The following is a 14,643-nucleotide window of genomic DNA, read 5'->3' as shown; positions in this document are numbered from 1 at the left end:
CATGCCCGCGTGGCGCGAAGCTGGGACCTGGATGCGTATGCGCTTTGCATAACTTGGCCGCAGCGCGTTCGAGGACGAGCGTGCCGGACGGACGCGCCTGCGCACGCCGCCGATGGGCGCGCGACGGCCCACGCGCTAAGCTAGCCGGATGCGATATTTCCGGCACTGCATCGACGGACAGTCCCGCGACCCTGCCAGCGGCCGCTGGCTAGATGTCTACGACCCCGCCAATGCGCAGGCGTATGCAAAAGTCGCCGCCGGCGACGCCGCCGATGTCGAGGCCGCGATCGCGGCCGCCGGCCAGGCCTTCCCGGCCTGGGCCGGCCTGCCCCACAGCGAGCGCGCACGCTGGATGGAGAAGCTGGCCGACGCGCTGGAAGCGCGCCTGGATGCGTTCGCGCAGGCCGAGTCCGAGGACGCCGGCAAGCCGATCCGACTCGCGCGCGAGGTCGAGATTCCGCGCGCGGTCGCCAACCTGCGCTTCTTCGCTCACGCCGCGACCCAGTTCGCCAGCGAATCCCACCACGGCCAGGCCGGGCTCAACTACACCCTGCGCTCGCCGCTGGGCGTGGTCGCGACGATCTCGCCCTGGAACCTGCCGCTGTACCTGTTCACCTGGAAGATCGCCCCGGCCCTGGCCGCCGGCAACGCGGTGGTCGCCAAGCCCTCGGAGGTGACGCCGGCCACGGCGACGATGCTGGGCGAACTCGCGATCGAGATCGGCTTCCCGGCCGGCGTGCTCAACATCGTCCACGGCCTGGGGCCCCAGGTCGGCGAGCCGCTGGTGAATCACGACGCGGTGCGCGCGGTGTCGTTCACCGGCAGCACCGCGGTCGGCAAGCGCATCGCCGCGCTGGCCGCGCCGCGCCTGAAGAAGGTCTCGCTGGAACTGGGCGGCAAGAATCCGACCCTGGTGTTCGCCGACAGCGACTGGCGCGCCCAGCTCGACACCCTGGCGCGCTCGGCGTTCCAGAACTCGGGCCAGATCTGTCTGTGCGGCTCGCGCCTGCTGGTGGAACGTTCGATCTACGCCGAGGTGCGCGAGGCCATGATCGAGCGCGCGCAAGCGCTGCGCGCGGGCGCGCCCGCGGACGAGGCGACCACGCTAGGCCCGCTGGTATCGCAGGCGCATTACGACAAGGTTCTGCTGGCGCTAGCGCGCGCCCGCGAGGAAGGCGGCCAGGTCCTGTGCGGCGGCCATGCGCTTGAGCGCGCGGGCTGGTACGTGGCCCCCACCGTGATCGAAGGCCTGGGGCCGGACAGCGTCAGCAATCGCGAGGAGATCTTCGGGCCTGTGGTCACCCTGCAGCCCTTCGACGACGACAGCCACGCCCTGGCCCTGGCCAACGCCGGCGACTACGGCCTGTCGGCCTCGATCTGGACCCGCGATCTCAACCGCGCGCATCGCCTGGCCGCGCAACTGCGCGTGGGCATGGTCTGGATCAACACCTGGCTGCAACGCGACCTGCGCACGCCGTTCGGCGGCGTCGGCGCGTCCGGCCTGGGCCGCGAAGGCGGTGCCGAGGCCATGCGCTTCTTCACCGACGCCAAGAACGTCGGTCTGCACCTGGGATGAGCCCGTCCATGCCGCCGTCCGCCGCCGAATCGCGCCCGCGCTCGATCCGCGGGGCCCTGACCGCAGTACTCGCCCTGCTGCTGTCCGGCGTCGCCCTGCTCGCCCAGGCTCAGCAGGCGCCGTTGGATCCGGTCGACGAGTTCTATCGCCAATTCAACGCCCAGCCCGACGAGTACAGCCGCTTCCTGCTCGCGTACGGCTACGACAGCGGCCAGGACGAGGCCCTGGCTAACGAAATCGGGCAGATGCTGGCGACCCAGTACGGCTTCTTCGGCCGACCCAACGACGCCGACCGCACGATGCCGTTCTGGGAGGAGGCGCCCGCAGGCTTCAGCTTGCCGGACCGGCCCCGTTATACCGCCCTGCCCGCGCTGGAATGGATCGCCGCGCGCGCCGCGCGACGTCAGGTGTTGATGATCAACGAGGCCCATCACCGCAACGACACCCGCCGCCTGACCCTGGCCCTGTTGCCGCGCCTGCGCGCGCTCGGCTACACGCATGTGGCGTTGGAAACCCTGGAAGCCGACGACACCGGGCTGCGCCAACGCGGCTATCCGCTCTACTCTCGCACCGGCTACTACAGCGGCGACCCGATCTACGCCGAGATCATTCGCACGGCGCTGCGTCTGGGCTTCGTGCTGGTGCCCTACGATTCGATCCGGGTGCCCGGCCAGACTCAACAGCAGCGCGAAACCCGCCAGGCCGAGCAACTGATCGAACGCGTGTTCCGCGACAACCCGCGCGCCAAGCTGCTGGTGCATGCCGGCTACGCGCATATCGACAAGTCGCCCGGAGGCTTCGGGCCGCGCACCCGGCCGATGGCGATGGAGTTCCAACGCCTGAGCGGGATCGAGCCGCTCAGCGTCGAGCAGGCGCTGCTGACACCGGCACCGCCGGGAACCGCCGCCTCGATCGCCGACCGCATCGCCGCGGAATTCCGTCTGACCCGACCCAGCGTCTTGCTCGACCGCCGCGTCGGCCGCGAATGGACGTTGTGGCCGGGACGCAACGATCTCACCGTGATGTTCCCGGACACGGCCGATTCGGTGTTGCGCCCGGATTGGATGCGCCTGGGCGGCCAGCGTAATCCGATCGATCTGTCCGACGAATTGCGGCCCTGTCTGGCACGCCTGCCGTGCGCGCTGGAAGCGCGATATCTCGGCGAAAGCGTCGATGCGGTACCGGCCGACCAGACCGTGATCCTGAGCGCGGCGGAGCATCGCCTGCCGCTGTACCTGAAACCGGGACGCTACGACCTCAAGGTCCGCGACCGCAGCGGCCAAGTTGTAGGTCGACACCTTTTGCGGGTCTGCGCTCCGGCGCAGGCCGCGTACGTGCGCGCTTGCGCCCGTCCGTCCCGCGCCGCCCACTGAAACGGACTCTGCGAACCCGCCATGAGCTCACTCGAAAACCTGCTTGGCCGAAACCGCGAATGGTCCGAACGGCTGCGTGCCGAGGACCCCGACTTCTTCGCACGCCTGTCTAGCCAGCAGGCACCCGAATACCTGTGGATCGGCTGCTCCGATTCGCGCGTGCCCGCCAACCAGATCGTCGATCTCGCCCCCGGCGAGGTCTTCGTCCATCGCAATATCGCCAACGTGGTCGTGCACACCGACCTGAACTGCCTGTCGGTAATCCAGTTCGCGGTCGACGTGCTCAAGGTCAAGCACATCCTGGTGGTCGGCCATTACGGCTGCGGCGGCGTGCACGCGGCCCTGCACGGCCATCGCTACGGCCTGGTCGACAATTGGCTGCGCCATGTCACCGACGTCGCCGACAAGCACGTCTCCTGCATCAGCCATGCCCATCATGACGAGCGCCACGACCGCCTGTGCGAGCTCAACGTGATCGAACAAGTGCAGAACGTCTGCCTGACCACGATCGTGCGCGACGCCTGGGCGCGCGGCCAGCCGCTGACCGTGCACGGCTGGGTCTACAGCCTGCGCAACGGCCGGGTCAACGACCTGGGCATGGACATCGAAGCGCACGAGGAACTGCAATCGGCCTACGACTCGGCGATCGCGCGCGTGCATTCCACCCACGGCGGTTCGCCGCGATGAGCGCCGCCGGCGACAGCATCCGCACCGACGCCGCGCCGCGCGCGGTCGGCCTGTATCCGCATGCGCGCCGGGTCGGCGAGCTGCTGTTCCTGTCCGGCATCGGCCCGCGCGATCCGGCCGGCAACGGCATACCCGGCAACGTCCACGACGCCGACGGCCGCCTGATCGCCTACGACATCGGCCTGCAATGCCGCGCGGTGTTCTCCAACGTGCGCGCGGTGCTGGAAGCCAGCGGCGCCGGCTGGGACGACCTGGTCGACGTCACCGTCTACCTGACCGACATGGCCCGCGATTTCGCTGCCTACAACGCAGCCTGGGCCGACGCCTTTCCCGACATCGACCGCGCGCCCTGCCGCACCACCCTGGGCATCACCGCGCTGCCGACTCCGATCGCGATCGAACTCAAATGCATCGCGCGCCTGGCGCGCCCCGCGGAGTAAATCATGCTGCCCGGACCGATCAACCTGCAGGCCTGGATCGAGGAACACCGCCACCTGCTCAAGCCGCCGGTCGGCAACAAGACGATCTACGTCGACGACTTCATCGTCATGATCGTCGGCGGCCCCAACCAGCGCACCGACTACCACTGGGACGAGGGCGCGGAGTGGTTCTACCAGCTCGAGGGCGAGATGGTGCTGCGCATTCAAGAGGACGGCGCCGTTCGCGACATCCCGATCCGCGCCGGCGAGACCTTCCTGCTGCCGCCGCGCGTGCCGCATTCGCCGCAGCGCATGCCCGACTCCATCGGCCTGGTGATCGAGCGCCGCCGCCGTCCCGACGAGGACGACGGCCTGATGTGGTTCTGCGAACGCTGCAACCACAAGCTCTACGAAGAGTACTTCCATCTGCGCAACATCGAGACCGACTTCCCACCGGTGTTCGAGCGCTTCTACGCCTCGCGCGAGCACCGCAGCTGCAAGCAATGCGGGCACCTGAACCCGGCCCCGTCCAAGTACGTGATGCCGGATACCTGAGGCCGCCACGGGGCCGTTGGGTCCGATGCGCGACCCTGCGGACGGCAGCGGCGCTCGGGGCCCCAATCGGGCCCAGCCGGACAGGCGGCCCGATCGGCCCACCGAACGCATCCCGGTCGGTGGCGAAGGCCGTATCCTTGAGTTCCCGCGGTCGCTCATCGACGCAGCCGGGCGAGCTCGCCGCCACGCCCGGCCTGATACGCTCAATCCACCAGGCGATTAAGGTTTCCGGCATTCCGTGCTCAAGATCGACACCCACGCCCACTACCTGCCGCGCGACTGGCCCGACCTGGCGCGCAAGTTCGGCGACGACCGTTTCCCGGTGATTCACCACACCGACGACGGCCGCCACCGCATCTACAAGGACGGCAAGTTCTTCCGCGAAATCTGGTCCAAGACCTGGGACCCGCAGGAACGCATCGACGACTACGCGCGTTTCGGCGTGCAGGTGCAGGTGATCAGCACCGTGCCGGTGATGTTCAGTTACTGGGCCAAGCCGCACCACGCGCTGGAGCTGCACCAGGCCCTCAATGACCACATGGCCGAGACCTGCCGCAGCCATCCGCGCCACTACGCCGGCATCGGCACGGTGCCGCTGCAATCGCCGCGTCTGGCGGTGCAGGAGCTGGAGCGCTGCATGGACCAGTTGGGCCTGCAGGGCGTGCAGATCGGCAGCCACGTCAACGACTGGAACCTGGACGCGCCAGAGCTGTTCGAGTTCTTCCAGGCCGCCAGCGACCTGGGCGCGGCGGTGCTGGTGCACCCCTGGGACATGATGGGCGCGGCCAGCATGCCCAAGTACTGGCTGCCCTGGCTGGTCGGCATGCCGGCCGAGCAGTCGCGCGCGGCCTGCTGCCTGGTGTTCGGCGGCGTACTCGAACGCCTGCCCAAGCTGAAGATCTGCATGGCCCACGGCGGCGGCAGTTTCCCCTACACCATCGGCCGCATCGAGCACGGCTTCAACATGCGCCCCGACCTGGTCGCCACCGACAACCCGCGCAACCCGCGCGAGTATCTGGGACGAATGTACTTCGATTCCTGGGTCGCCGATCCCCGCGCCCTGCAGTACCTGCTCGATACCTGCGGCGTGTCGCGGGTGATGCTGGGCACCGACTATCCGTTCCCGCTGGGCGAACAGGAGCCCGGCGCGGGCATCGCCTCGCTGGCGCTGCCGGAGGCGGACCAGGCGCGGCTGTACCACGGCACCGCCCTGGAGTGGCTGGGGCTGCCCTTGGCGCGCTTCGCCTGAGTTCCAGCGATGCCGCATCTGAGCCTGCAGTACACCGCCAATCTCGAAGGCTACGACGCCGACGCGGCCCTGGCCGAGCTCAATCGCGCGCTCGCGGACAGCGGCCATTTCGACGAATTCGCGATCAAGAGCCGCGCCTTTTTGCTGAACCACTACCGCGTCGACACCGCCGACGGCGGCCGCGCCTTCGTCCACGCGCAGCTCAAGATCCTGCCCGGCCGCAGCGAGGCGGTACGCGGCGCCTTGTCCGCGATCGCGCTCGACGCCCTGCGCCGCGGCCTGCCCTCGCACCATCCGTCCGTGCAGCTGTGCGTCGAAGTCGACGAGCTGTATGCGCCCGCCTACGCCAAAACCGTCCTAGACGCGAACCTGCCCTGAGTCCATGACCGACCTGTATTCCGAATCGCACGCACTGGCGCTGGATGCCGCCGACCCGCTGCCGACCCTGCGCGAGCAGTTCCTGTTGCCGCGCCACGGCGAATCCGAGCAAGCCTACTTCTGCGGCAACTCCCTGGGCCTGCAGCCGCGCGGCGCGCGCGCGCACGTCGAGGAAGTGCTGGACAAGTGGGCGCACGAAGCGGTCGAAGGCCACTTCACCGGTCAGGCCCAGTGGATGTCCTACCATGAGCTGGTGCGCGAGCCATTGGCGCGCCTCGTCGGCGCGCAGCCCTCGGAAGTGGTGGCGATGAATTCGCTGACCGCCAACCTGCATCTGATGATGGCCAGCTTCTATCGGCCCACGCGCGAGCGCCCGGCGATCCTGATCGAGGCCGGCGCGTTTCCGTCCGATCGCCATGCGGTGGCCTCGCAGATCGACTTCCACGGTTACGACTCGGCGGCCGATCTGATCGAGCTGGAACCCGATCAGCCGGGCGGCACCTATTCGATGGCCGCGATCGAACGCGCGATCGTCGAGCACGGTCACCGTCTGGCCCTGGTGCTGTGGCCCGGCATCCAGTACCGCAGCGGTCAGGCCTTCGATCTGGCCGCGATCGCGCGGGTGGCACGCGCGCAAGGCGCGGTCTGCGGTTTCGACCTCGCCCACGCGGTCGGCAATCTCGAACTCGCCCTGCACGACAGCGGCGTCGATTTCGCGGTGTGGTGCCACTACAAGTATTTGAACGCGGGCCCCGGTGCGGTCGCCGGCTGTTTTGTGCACGAGCGCCATGCGCGCACGCAGCGTCCGCGCTTCGCCGGCTGGTGGGGCCATGAAGCGGCCACGCGCTTCCGCATGGGGCCGCAGTTCGTGCCCACGCCCGGCGCCGACGGCTGGCAGCTCAGCAACCCGCCGATCCTGGGCCTGGCGCCGCTGCGCGCCTCGCTGGACCTGTTCGACCGCGTCGGCATGCCGGCCCTGCGCGCGAAATCGCTGCGCCTGACCGGTTACCTGGAGGCGCTGATCCGCGAGCGTTTGTCCGAGACCCTGCAGATCGCCACGCCGGCCGATCCGGGCCAGCGCGGCTGCCAGCTGTCCCTGCGCGTGATCGGCGGCCGCGGTCTCAGCGGCCGAGACGCCGGCCGCGCACTGTTCGACTACCTGGCCGCGAACGGCGTGCTCGGCGACTGGCGCGAACCGGACGTGATCCGGATCTCCCCGGCGCCGTTGTACAACACGCATGCGGATGTGCTGCGGTTTGTGCGGGCGGTGGAGGCTTGGAGGAACTCTGGCTCTTAAAGCTGTCATTCCCGCCGAGGAGCTCTGGCTCTTAAAGCTGTCATTCCCGCGAAGGCGGGAATCCAGTGACCCGACGTCATGAGCAAATCGCCGGCAGTCTATGTCCTGGCAAGCTCCCGCAAGGGAACGCTATACGTCGGCGTTACCAGTGATCTAGTGAGTCGCATTTGGCAGCACCGCGAACACATCACCGACGGTTTCAGCAAGCGATACGATGTCACGCGTCTGGTCTGGTACGAACTGACCGAATCGATGGAAAGCGCGATACAACGCGAGAAGCAGATCAAGAAGTGGAATCGGGAATGGAAAATACGCCTGATTGAAGAGCGGAATCCGACCTGGAGGGATCTATGGCCGGAGATTGCAGGTAACGCTGAAGTCCCTGGATTCCCGCCTTCGCGGGAATGACGGCAAGAACAACAGCTTAGAGCGAAACGCCTTGAACACACCCGCACCCCACAAACACCTCACCATCATCGGCGCAGGCCTCGCCGGCGCGCTGCTGGCCACCCTGCTGGCGCGGCGCGGCTGGGACGTGGATGTGTACGAGAAGCGCGGCGATCCGCGTTTGAAGGGGTATCAGGGCGGGCGTTCGATCAACCTCGCCCTGGCCGAGCGCGGTCTGCACGCGCTGCGCCTGGCTGGCGCCGATGCGGCGGTGATGGCGCAGGCGGTGATGATGCGCGGGCGCATGGTGCATTTCCTCGACGGTCGCACCGACCTGCAGCGCTACGGGCGCGACGACAGCGAAGTGATCTGGTCGGTGCACCGCGGCGAGCTCAACCTGATCCTGCTGCAGATCGCCCAGGACGCGGGCGCGCGCCTGCATTTCCATCGCGGCCTGCAATCGGTGGACTTCGACGCCCGCGTCGCGCGCTTCCTGGACGAGCGCGACGGCAGCGTTCACGAGGCCGGTTTCGGCAGCCTGGTCGGCGCCGACGGCGCCGGCTCGGCGCTGCGCGCTGCGATGAACCGCGCCACCGATCTGGGCGAGCGCACCGAATTCCTCGGCCACTCCTACAAGGAACTGGAGATCCCACCCGCGCCCGACGGCGGCTTCAGCGTCGAACCCAATGCACTGCACATTTGGCCGCGCGGGCGCTACATGTGCATCGCCCTGCCCAACGACGAGCGCACCTTCACCGTCACCCTGTTCCTGCCCAACGAGGGCGAGCCCAGTTTCGCCAGCATCCGCGACGGCGCCCAGGCGCGCGCCTTGTTCGAGCGCGACTTCGCCGACGCCCTGCCGCTGATCCCGAACCTGGAGCAGGACTTCGAGCGCAATCCCGCCGGCCTGCTCGCCACCCTCTACCTGGAACGTTGGCACCTGGACGAACGCGCGGTGCTGCTGGGCGACGCCGCGCATGCGATGGTGCCCTTCCACGGCCAAGGCATGAACTGCGCCTTCGAAGACTGCGTCGCCCTGGCCCAGCAGTTGGAGGACGGCGCCGACCGCGCCGCCGCGTTCGCCGCGTTCCAGGCCCAGCGCCTGCCGAACGCGCGCGCGATCCAGGCCATGGCGCTGGAGAACTACCTGGAGATGCGCGACCGCGTCGACGACGACGACTACCTGCTGCAGCGCGCCCTGGAGCGGCGCCTGGCCGAGCGCCATCCCGATCGCTTCATGCCGCGCTACGCCATGGTCACCTTCCATCGCATGCCCTATGCGGTCGCGTTCGAGCGCGGCAACCTGCAGCGCGAATTGCTGGTCGAACTGACCCGCGGCCACGACAGCCTGGACACCCTGGACTGGGACCGCGTCGACGCCGCGGTGCGTGCGCGCCTTTCGCCGTTACCCGTGGACGACTGAACGCATGCCCGCCAGCTTCCTGTTCTACGACCTGGAGACCTACGGCGCCGACCCGCGCACGACCCGCATCGCCCAGTTCGCGGCGATGCGCACCGACGCGGATCTGAACGAGATCGAGGAACCGATCAGCGTCTTCGTCAAACCCGCCGACGATCTGCTGCCCTCGCCCACCGCCACCCTGATCACCGGCATCGCTCCGCAGGACGCCCTGCGCGAGGGCATGAGCGAGGCCGAGGCCTGCGCCCTGATCTACGACGAGATGGCGCGCCCGGAGACCTGCAGTCTGGGCTACAACTCGCTGCGCTTCGACGACGAGTTCGTGCGCTACAGCCTGTTCCGCAATTTCTACGATCCCTACGAACGCGAGTGGCGCGGCGGCAATTCGCGCTGGGACCTGCTCGATGTGCTGCGCCTGGCCCACGCCCTGCGCCCCGACGGGCTGATCTGGCCGCGGCGCGAGGACGGCCTGGCCTCGTTCAAGCTCGAACACCTGGCCCTGGCCAACGAGGTACGCATCGGCGACGCCCACGAGGCGCTGTCGGACGTGCGCGCCCTGATCGGCCTGGCGCGCAAGTTCAAGGCCGCGCAGCCGCGCCTGTGGGATTACGCCCTGCGCCTGCGCGACAAGCGCTACGCCGCCAGCCTGCTCGACGTGGTCGGCATGAAACCGGTGCTGCACGTTTCGCAGCGCTTCCCGGCCAGCCGACTGTGCGCGGCCGCGGTGCTGCCGATCGCGCGCCATCCGCGCATCGACAGCCGGGTGATCGTGTTCGACCTGGATCAGGAACCCGACGCCCTGCTCAGCCTGGACGCCGACGCGATCGCCGATCGTCTGTACACGCCCCTGGCCGATCTGCCCGAGGGCGAGACCCGGGTCGCGCTGAAGGAAGTGCAGACCAACCGCTGTCCGGCGCTGATCGCCTGGGACCACCTGCGCGAACCCGACTTCGAGCGCCTGAAGATCGACCCGGCCGTGATCGAACGCCGCGCGGCGGTGCTGCGCGCGGTCGGCCCGGCCCTGGCCGACAAGGTGCGTCGCGTCTATGGCGCCGAACGCGAACGTGCGGCTGCCGACGCCGACGCCTCGCTCTATGACGGCTTCATCGGCGACGGCGACAAGCGCCTGTTCACGCAGGTGCGCACCACCGCGCCGGCCGAATTGGGCGTCGCCAGCTTCGGTTTCCGCGACGCGCGCCTGCCCGAACTGCTGTTCCGCTACCGTGCGCGCAACTGGCCCGACACCCTGACGCCGGCCGAGCACGAGCGCTGGAACGACTACCGTCGCCGGCGCCTGTACCAGGACGCCGGCTTGGCCGAATACAACTTCGAACGCTTCCACGCCGAACTGGCCGCGCTGCGCCAGACCCACGCCGAGGACGGCGCGCGCCTGGCCCTGCTCGATCGACTCGAGGCCTGGGGCCGCGATATCGACGCCGGCTTGGCGTGAAAGCCAGGAGTGAGCGGGGAGAAGTGAGGAGTGAGCGAAAGCGGTCGACAGCTCATTACTCGCGGCTCATTTCCTGTCTTGAAGCGCATAGGGGTGAGCGGCGAGCCAAAGCGGGGTAATCTCGGGCTCACTCCTCACTTCTCCCCGCTCACTCCTCGCTTATGAGCCGCTATTTCTCCGACGCCAGCTTCAAGTTCCTGCGCGGTCTGGCGCGCCACAACGAGCGCGAATGGTTCCAGGCCCACAAGGCCGAATACGACGAGCAGGTGCGCGCGCCGTTCCAGCGCCTGCTCACCGACCTGCAACCGGTGCTGGCCGGGGTCAGCGAGCACTACCGCTCCGAGCCCAAGACCGTCGGCGGTTCGCTGTTCCGGATCCAGCGCGACACCCGCTTCGCCAACGACAAGACCCCGTACAAGACCTGGCAGGGCGCGCGCCTGTTCCACGAGCGCGGCCGTCAGGTCGAGGCGCCCTCGTTCTATCTGCATCTACAGCCGGGCAATTGCTTCATCGCCACCGGCCTGTGGCACCCGGAGCCGGATTCGCTGCGCCGCATCCGCCATTTCATCCTGGACAATCCGGGCAGTTGGAAGGCCGCGGCGCACGATCCCAAGTTCCGCCGCCGTTTCGACCTCGACGAGGACGAGATGCTGGTACGCATGCCGCGCGGCTTTCCCGACGACTTCGAGTTCGCCCACGACCTGCGCCGCAAGAACTTCGTGGCCCTGCGCGCGATCGACGACGAGGTGATGACCGGCCCGCGCCTGCTCAAGACGCTGCAAACCGACTTGAGCGGGCTGGCGCCGTTCACCGACTACCTGTGCGCGGCGCTGGATCTGGAATTCTGAGAACGAGTCCGAGGCGCGGCCCGCAGGCGACAGCGGCGGGCCTGGCCGCCACCGCTGACGCCGGCCTTGCCGCGTTTACGAGAAAGGACAGACCAAGTAGCTGATCTGCACGTCTTCGGTGGCGATGCCGCCGCTGGTCAAACGTCCCTTGCAGTCGCGTTGCGCCCAGCCCACGTGCTGGCCGTCCTGGTAGTACTCGTGCACCTCGCCCACGTACACGGGCGGAATCGCCCACGCCGCGGTCGCCACCGCCAGCAACGCCAATCCAAGCGCCCACATCGGTTTCTTGTTACGCATCGTTCGCTCCTTGCCGTGCGCCGGCCTCATTGCCGGCGACCACGACCTTAGCCGCTCGCGCCGCGTTCGCGCGCACGCCCTGGCGCAGCGCGCGCCCGCTTCGACGCAAGCGCGTACACGACGGGCGCCGGGCCCGCGTCGCGCCCGCAAAGGCCGACATTCATCACGCGCGGACGCCACGGCGCTAAGCTGGGCCCTTCCCGTGCCCGGTAGGCCCGTATGAAGAAGTGGATCGCCCTCGTCGTCCTGGTGCTGCTGTTGCTGGTCGGCTACGTCGCCGCCGGCCCGTATCTGACCGTCAACGCGATCCGCAAGGCGGTGCAGGAGCAGGACACCGCCGCGCTGTCCGAGCACATCGATTTCCCGGCTCTGCGCCTGAGCCTGAAGGCCCAGCTCGAGGACTACCTGGTGCGCGAGGCCGGCGAGGACGTGCAGGCCAATCCCTTCGGCGCGATCGCGGTGCGCATCGCCAGCGGCGTCGCCGGCGGCGCGGTCGATGCGCTGGCCACGCCGGTCGGTATCGGCGCGGTGCTGGAAGGCCGCAACCTGTTCAACCGCCTGGGCGGCGGCGGGCGCGGCCAGGACAGCTACGCGCCCAACATTCCCGCCGATCCGCTCAAGGACGCCAAGTACGGCTTCGAGTCGCCGTCGCGCTTCACCGCCACGGTCAACAACGCCGACGGCGAACCGGTGGTGTTCGTGCTGACCCGCTCCGGCTTGAGCTGGAAACTCAGCGACATTCGCCTGCCCTTCGGCGACGCCGCGCCCACGCCTCGCTGAGCGCCGATCTCAGCGGTTGGCCACGCCGTGCGGCACGTGGCCGGCGGCGACGTGGTCGCGCGCCGAAACGATGTTGTGCTCGGAATCGTCGAAGAAGATGTCGGCGCCGAAGGCTTCCAGAAACGGCCCCTTGGCGCGACCGCCTAGAAACAGCGCCTCGTCCAGGCGGATGCCCCATTCGCGCAGGGTGCGGATCACGCGCTCGTGCGCCGGCACCGAACGCGCGGTGACCAGGGCGGTGCGGATCGGCGCGTCCGGGCCGATCGGGAACGCCGCCTGCAGGCGATGCAGGGCGTCCAGAAAACCGCGGAACGGCCCGCCCGACAGCGGCTCGCCGGCATGTTCGCGCTCGTGCTTGGCGAACGCGGCCAGACCGCCCTCGCGCGACACGCGCTCGCCCTCGTCGTCGAAGATCACCGCGTCGCCGTCGAAGGCGATGCGCAGCTGGTCGTGGCGCTGCTGCGGTGCCTTGGCCGGCAGCAAGGTAGCGGCGGCGACCCCGGCGCTGAGCGCGTTGCGCACGTCCTCGGCGTTGGCCGACAGGAACAGGTCGGCGCCGAACGGCTTGATATAGGGGAACGGCGGCGCGCCGTTGCTGAAGGCCGCGCGCTTGATCGACAGGCCGTGGTGGGCGATCGAGTTGAAGATGCGCAGGCCGCTGTCGGCGGAATTGCGCGAGATCAGGATCACCTCCACCCGCGGCGCCTCCGCCGGCGCGCCGTCGTTGAGCGCGAGCAGCTTGCGCACCAGCGGAAATGCGATGCCGGGCGCGAGCAGATCGTCCTCGTGCTGGCGCTGGAAGCTGGCGTAGGCGTCCAGGCCCTCGCGCTCGAACAGCAAGTGGCTCTCCTCCATGTCGAACAGGGTTCGCGAGGAGATCGCTACGATCAAAGGGTCGGCGTCGCGGTCGGGCATGCGGCTATTGTGCCTCCTGCGGCGTCTCAGCGCTTGCGACGGCGGCGCCTGCACGACGGAGCAGCGGCTTGAGCCGCGATCCGAGTCGGCCCTCCGCGTGCCGACGCGGCCACCTCCCTGAGTGGGAGCGGCGTGAGACGCGATCGCGCAACTCCATGAAGAGACGAACGCGGCTCACGCCGCTCCTACAGGAAGCCAGCGGCGCCCGCCTCAACCGCTGGTGAACTGCTCGATCAGCATGCGCTCTTCGAGGTTGTGCTCGGGATCGAACAGCAAGGTCACGGTGCGGTCCAGCGACTCGCGGATCATCACCTCGACCACGTCGCGTACCTCGTGCGAATCGGCGGTGGCGCTGACCGGACGCTTGTAGGGGTCGAGCACGCGGAAACGCACCTCGGTGTCGGCCTTGAGCAGCGCGCCGCGCCAGCGGCGCGGACGGAACGCGGCGATCGGGGTCAGCGCGATCACGCTGGAGCCCAGCGGCAGGATCGGGCCGTGGGCGGAGAAGTTGTAGGCGGTGCTGCCGGCCGGCGTCGCCACCAGCACGCCGTCGCAAATCAACTCGTCCAGCCGGGTCTGGCCGTTGAGATCGATGCGCAGATGCGCGGCCTGGCGGGTCTGGCGCAGCAACGAGACCTCGTTGTAGGCCAGCGAGCCCACGGTGGCCCCGGATTCGGTCTGCGCGACCATCTCCAGCGGCCGCAATACCGCGGGTTCGGCCGCGGCCAGGCGTTCAAGCAAGCCCTCGCCGTGTTGGTTCATCAGGAAGCCGACCGTGCCCAGTTTCATGCCGTACACCGGCTTGCCGAGGCTGCCGTAGCGATGCAGGGTCTGCAGCATGAAACCGTCGCCGCCCAGCGCGACCAGGACGTCGGCATCGGCCGGCTCGTGCTGTCCGTGCGATGCGATCAGCTCGGCGAGCGCGCGTTGCGCTTCGTCGATGGGACTGGCGAGGAAGGCGATGCGAGGCGTCGCGGTCATCGGCGGCTCCGAACGGATGGCGACCGCAGCA

Annotated in this window: 16 protein-coding genes; 13 read left to right on the top strand and 3 right to left on the bottom strand. The window is 68.8% G+C overall.

Annotated elements, in window-relative coordinates; genetic code table 11:
- Nucleotides 1-148 precede the first annotated feature (148 nt).
- The 12 genes from ASE35_RS04910 (at nucleotide 149) to ASE35_RS04860 (ending at nucleotide 11,639) form a co-directional block, all read left to right on the top strand.
- A complete protein-coding gene (locus ASE35_RS04910) occupies nucleotides 149-1,576 on the top strand; it encodes an aldehyde dehydrogenase (protein WP_057163113.1) in 1,428 nt (475 codons plus the stop codon).
- An 8-nt stretch (nucleotides 1,577-1,584) separates the two neighbouring features.
- Nucleotides 1,585-2,949 carry a hypothetical protein gene (locus ASE35_RS04905; protein ID WP_057163112.1) on the top strand — a complete coding sequence of 455 codons (1,365 nt, stop codon included), beginning with the start codon at nucleotides 1,585-1,587 and terminating at the stop codon, nucleotides 2,947-2,949.
- A 21-nt stretch (nucleotides 2,950-2,970) separates the two neighbouring features.
- A complete protein-coding gene (gene can / locus ASE35_RS04900; protein WP_056174563.1) occupies nucleotides 2,971-3,636 on the top strand; it encodes a carbonate dehydratase in 666 nt (221 codons plus the stop codon).
- A complete protein-coding gene (locus ASE35_RS04895; protein ID WP_057163111.1) occupies nucleotides 3,633-4,076 on the top strand; it encodes a RidA family protein in 444 nt (147 codons plus the stop codon). Before can ends, ASE35_RS04895 begins: the two co-directional genes overlap by 4 nt.
- Nucleotides 4,077-4,079: 3 nt before the next feature.
- Nucleotides 4,080-4,610 (top strand): 3-hydroxyanthranilate 3,4-dioxygenase, encoded by a 531-nt coding sequence (locus ASE35_RS04890; RefSeq protein ID WP_056174560.1) that lies wholly within the window; start codon nucleotides 4,080-4,082, stop codon nucleotides 4,608-4,610.
- A gap of 238 nt (nucleotides 4,611-4,848) precedes the next feature.
- Nucleotides 4,849-5,859: an amidohydrolase family protein gene (locus ASE35_RS04885; RefSeq protein WP_056174558.1), complete on the top strand. Its 1,011-nt coding sequence runs from the start codon at nucleotides 4,849-4,851 to the stop codon at nucleotides 5,857-5,859.
- Between the two features lie 9 nt (nucleotides 5,860-5,868).
- On the top strand, nucleotides 5,869-6,237 hold the full coding sequence (locus ASE35_RS04880; RefSeq protein ID WP_056174556.1) for a 5-carboxymethyl-2-hydroxymuconate Delta-isomerase: 369 nt from the start codon (nucleotides 5,869-5,871) through the stop codon (nucleotides 6,235-6,237).
- Nucleotides 6,238-6,241: 4 nt separating this feature from the next.
- The gene (kynU, locus tag ASE35_RS04875) at nucleotides 6,242-7,534 is read left to right on the top strand and encodes a kynureninase (RefSeq protein WP_057163110.1); all 1,293 of its coding nucleotides are present in this window, start codon (nucleotides 6,242-6,244) and stop codon (nucleotides 7,532-7,534) included.
- A gap of 78 nt (nucleotides 7,535-7,612) precedes the next feature.
- On the top strand, nucleotides 7,613-7,942 hold the full coding sequence (locus tag ASE35_RS20590) for a GIY-YIG nuclease family protein (RefSeq protein ID WP_082576268.1): 330 nt from the start codon (nucleotides 7,613-7,615) through the stop codon (nucleotides 7,940-7,942).
- Between the two features lie 31 nt (nucleotides 7,943-7,973).
- Nucleotides 7,974-9,344, top strand: coding sequence for an NAD(P)/FAD-dependent oxidoreductase (locus ASE35_RS04870; RefSeq protein ID WP_057163109.1), 1,371 nt, complete (start codon nucleotides 7,974-7,976; stop codon nucleotides 9,342-9,344).
- A 4-nt stretch (nucleotides 9,345-9,348) separates the two neighbouring features.
- Nucleotides 9,349-10,791: an exodeoxyribonuclease I gene (sbcB, locus tag ASE35_RS04865; protein WP_057163108.1), complete on the top strand. Its 1,443-nt coding sequence runs from the start codon at nucleotides 9,349-9,351 to the stop codon at nucleotides 10,789-10,791.
- Between the two features lie 161 nt (nucleotides 10,792-10,952).
- On the top strand, nucleotides 10,953-11,639 hold the full coding sequence (locus ASE35_RS04860; RefSeq protein ID WP_057163107.1) for a DUF2461 domain-containing protein: 687 nt from the start codon (nucleotides 10,953-10,955) through the stop codon (nucleotides 11,637-11,639).
- A 75-nt stretch (nucleotides 11,640-11,714) separates the two neighbouring features.
- Here ASE35_RS04860 and ASE35_RS04855 read toward each other — a convergent pair whose 3' ends face one another.
- Complete coding sequence (locus tag ASE35_RS04855) at nucleotides 11,715-11,936, bottom strand: hypothetical protein (RefSeq protein ID WP_157489264.1); 222 nt, start codon at nucleotides 11,934-11,936, stop codon at nucleotides 11,715-11,717.
- Nucleotides 11,937-12,155: 219 nt separating this feature from the next.
- Here ASE35_RS04855 and ASE35_RS04850 point away from each other — a divergent pair, with 219 nt between their 5' ends.
- Complete coding sequence (locus ASE35_RS04850) at nucleotides 12,156-12,716, top strand: DUF2939 domain-containing protein (RefSeq protein ID WP_057163105.1); 561 nt, start codon at nucleotides 12,156-12,158, stop codon at nucleotides 12,714-12,716.
- A gap of 9 nt (nucleotides 12,717-12,725) precedes the next feature.
- Here the strand turns inward: ASE35_RS04850 and ASE35_RS04845 are convergent, their stop codons facing one another.
- Both ASE35_RS04845 and ASE35_RS04840 read right to left on the bottom strand, forming a co-directional pair.
- The gene (locus tag ASE35_RS04845; RefSeq protein WP_056174539.1) at nucleotides 12,726-13,631 is read right to left on the bottom strand and encodes a 5'-nucleotidase; all 906 of its coding nucleotides are present in this window, start codon (nucleotides 13,629-13,631) and stop codon (nucleotides 12,726-12,728) included.
- Nucleotides 13,632-13,841: 210 nt separating this feature from the next.
- Nucleotides 13,842-14,612, bottom strand: coding sequence for an NAD kinase (locus ASE35_RS04840; protein WP_056174538.1), 771 nt, complete (start codon nucleotides 14,610-14,612; stop codon nucleotides 13,842-13,844).
- Between the last annotated feature and the right edge of the window lie 31 nt (nucleotides 14,613-14,643).

The sequence above is a fragment of the Lysobacter sp. Root916 genome, from assembly GCF_001429785.1.
GTDB lineage: Bacteria > Pseudomonadota > Gammaproteobacteria > Xanthomonadales > Xanthomonadaceae > Lysobacter.
Note: the sequence above shows the minus strand (reverse complement) of the source record. Positions and strands in the feature narration are given on the sequence as shown.

What these genes read in the sequence shown, in the direction of transcription:
- ASE35_RS04910 (WP_057163113.1), top strand. Translation starts at nt 149, where the DNA reads ATGCGATATTTCCGGCACTGCATCGACGGACAGTCCCGCGACCCTGCC.
- ASE35_RS04905 (WP_057163112.1), top strand. Translation starts at nt 1,585, where the DNA reads ATGCCGCCGTCCGCCGCCGAATCGCGCCCGCGCTCGATCCGCGGGGCC.
- can (WP_056174563.1), top strand. Translation starts at nt 2,971, where the DNA reads ATGAGCTCACTCGAAAACCTGCTTGGCCGAAACCGCGAATGGTCCGAA.
- ASE35_RS04895 (WP_057163111.1), top strand. Translation starts at nt 3,633, where the DNA reads ATGAGCGCCGCCGGCGACAGCATCCGCACCGACGCCGCGCCGCGCGCG.
- ASE35_RS04890 (WP_056174560.1), top strand. Translation starts at nt 4,080, where the DNA reads ATGCTGCCCGGACCGATCAACCTGCAGGCCTGGATCGAGGAACACCGC.
- ASE35_RS04880 (WP_056174556.1), top strand. Translation starts at nt 5,869, where the DNA reads ATGCCGCATCTGAGCCTGCAGTACACCGCCAATCTCGAAGGCTACGAC.
- kynU (WP_057163110.1), top strand. Translation starts at nt 6,242, where the DNA reads ATGACCGACCTGTATTCCGAATCGCACGCACTGGCGCTGGATGCCGCC.
- ASE35_RS20590 (WP_082576268.1), top strand. Translation starts at nt 7,613, where the DNA reads ATGAGCAAATCGCCGGCAGTCTATGTCCTGGCAAGCTCCCGCAAGGGA.
- sbcB (WP_057163108.1), top strand. Translation starts at nt 9,349, where the DNA reads ATGCCCGCCAGCTTCCTGTTCTACGACCTGGAGACCTACGGCGCCGAC.
- ASE35_RS04860 (WP_057163107.1), top strand. Translation starts at nt 10,953, where the DNA reads ATGAGCCGCTATTTCTCCGACGCCAGCTTCAAGTTCCTGCGCGGTCTG.
- ASE35_RS04855 (WP_157489264.1), bottom strand. Translation starts at nt 11,936, where the DNA reads ATGCGTAACAAGAAACCGATGTGGGCGCTTGGATTGGCGTTGCTGGCG.
- ASE35_RS04850 (WP_057163105.1), top strand. Translation starts at nt 12,156, where the DNA reads ATGAAGAAGTGGATCGCCCTCGTCGTCCTGGTGCTGCTGTTGCTGGTC.
- ASE35_RS04845 (WP_056174539.1), bottom strand. Translation starts at nt 13,631, where the DNA reads ATGCCCGACCGCGACGCCGACCCTTTGATCGTAGCGATCTCCTCGCGA.
- ASE35_RS04840 (WP_056174538.1), bottom strand. Translation starts at nt 14,612, where the DNA reads ATGACCGCGACGCCTCGCATCGCCTTCCTCGCCAGTCCCATCGACGAA.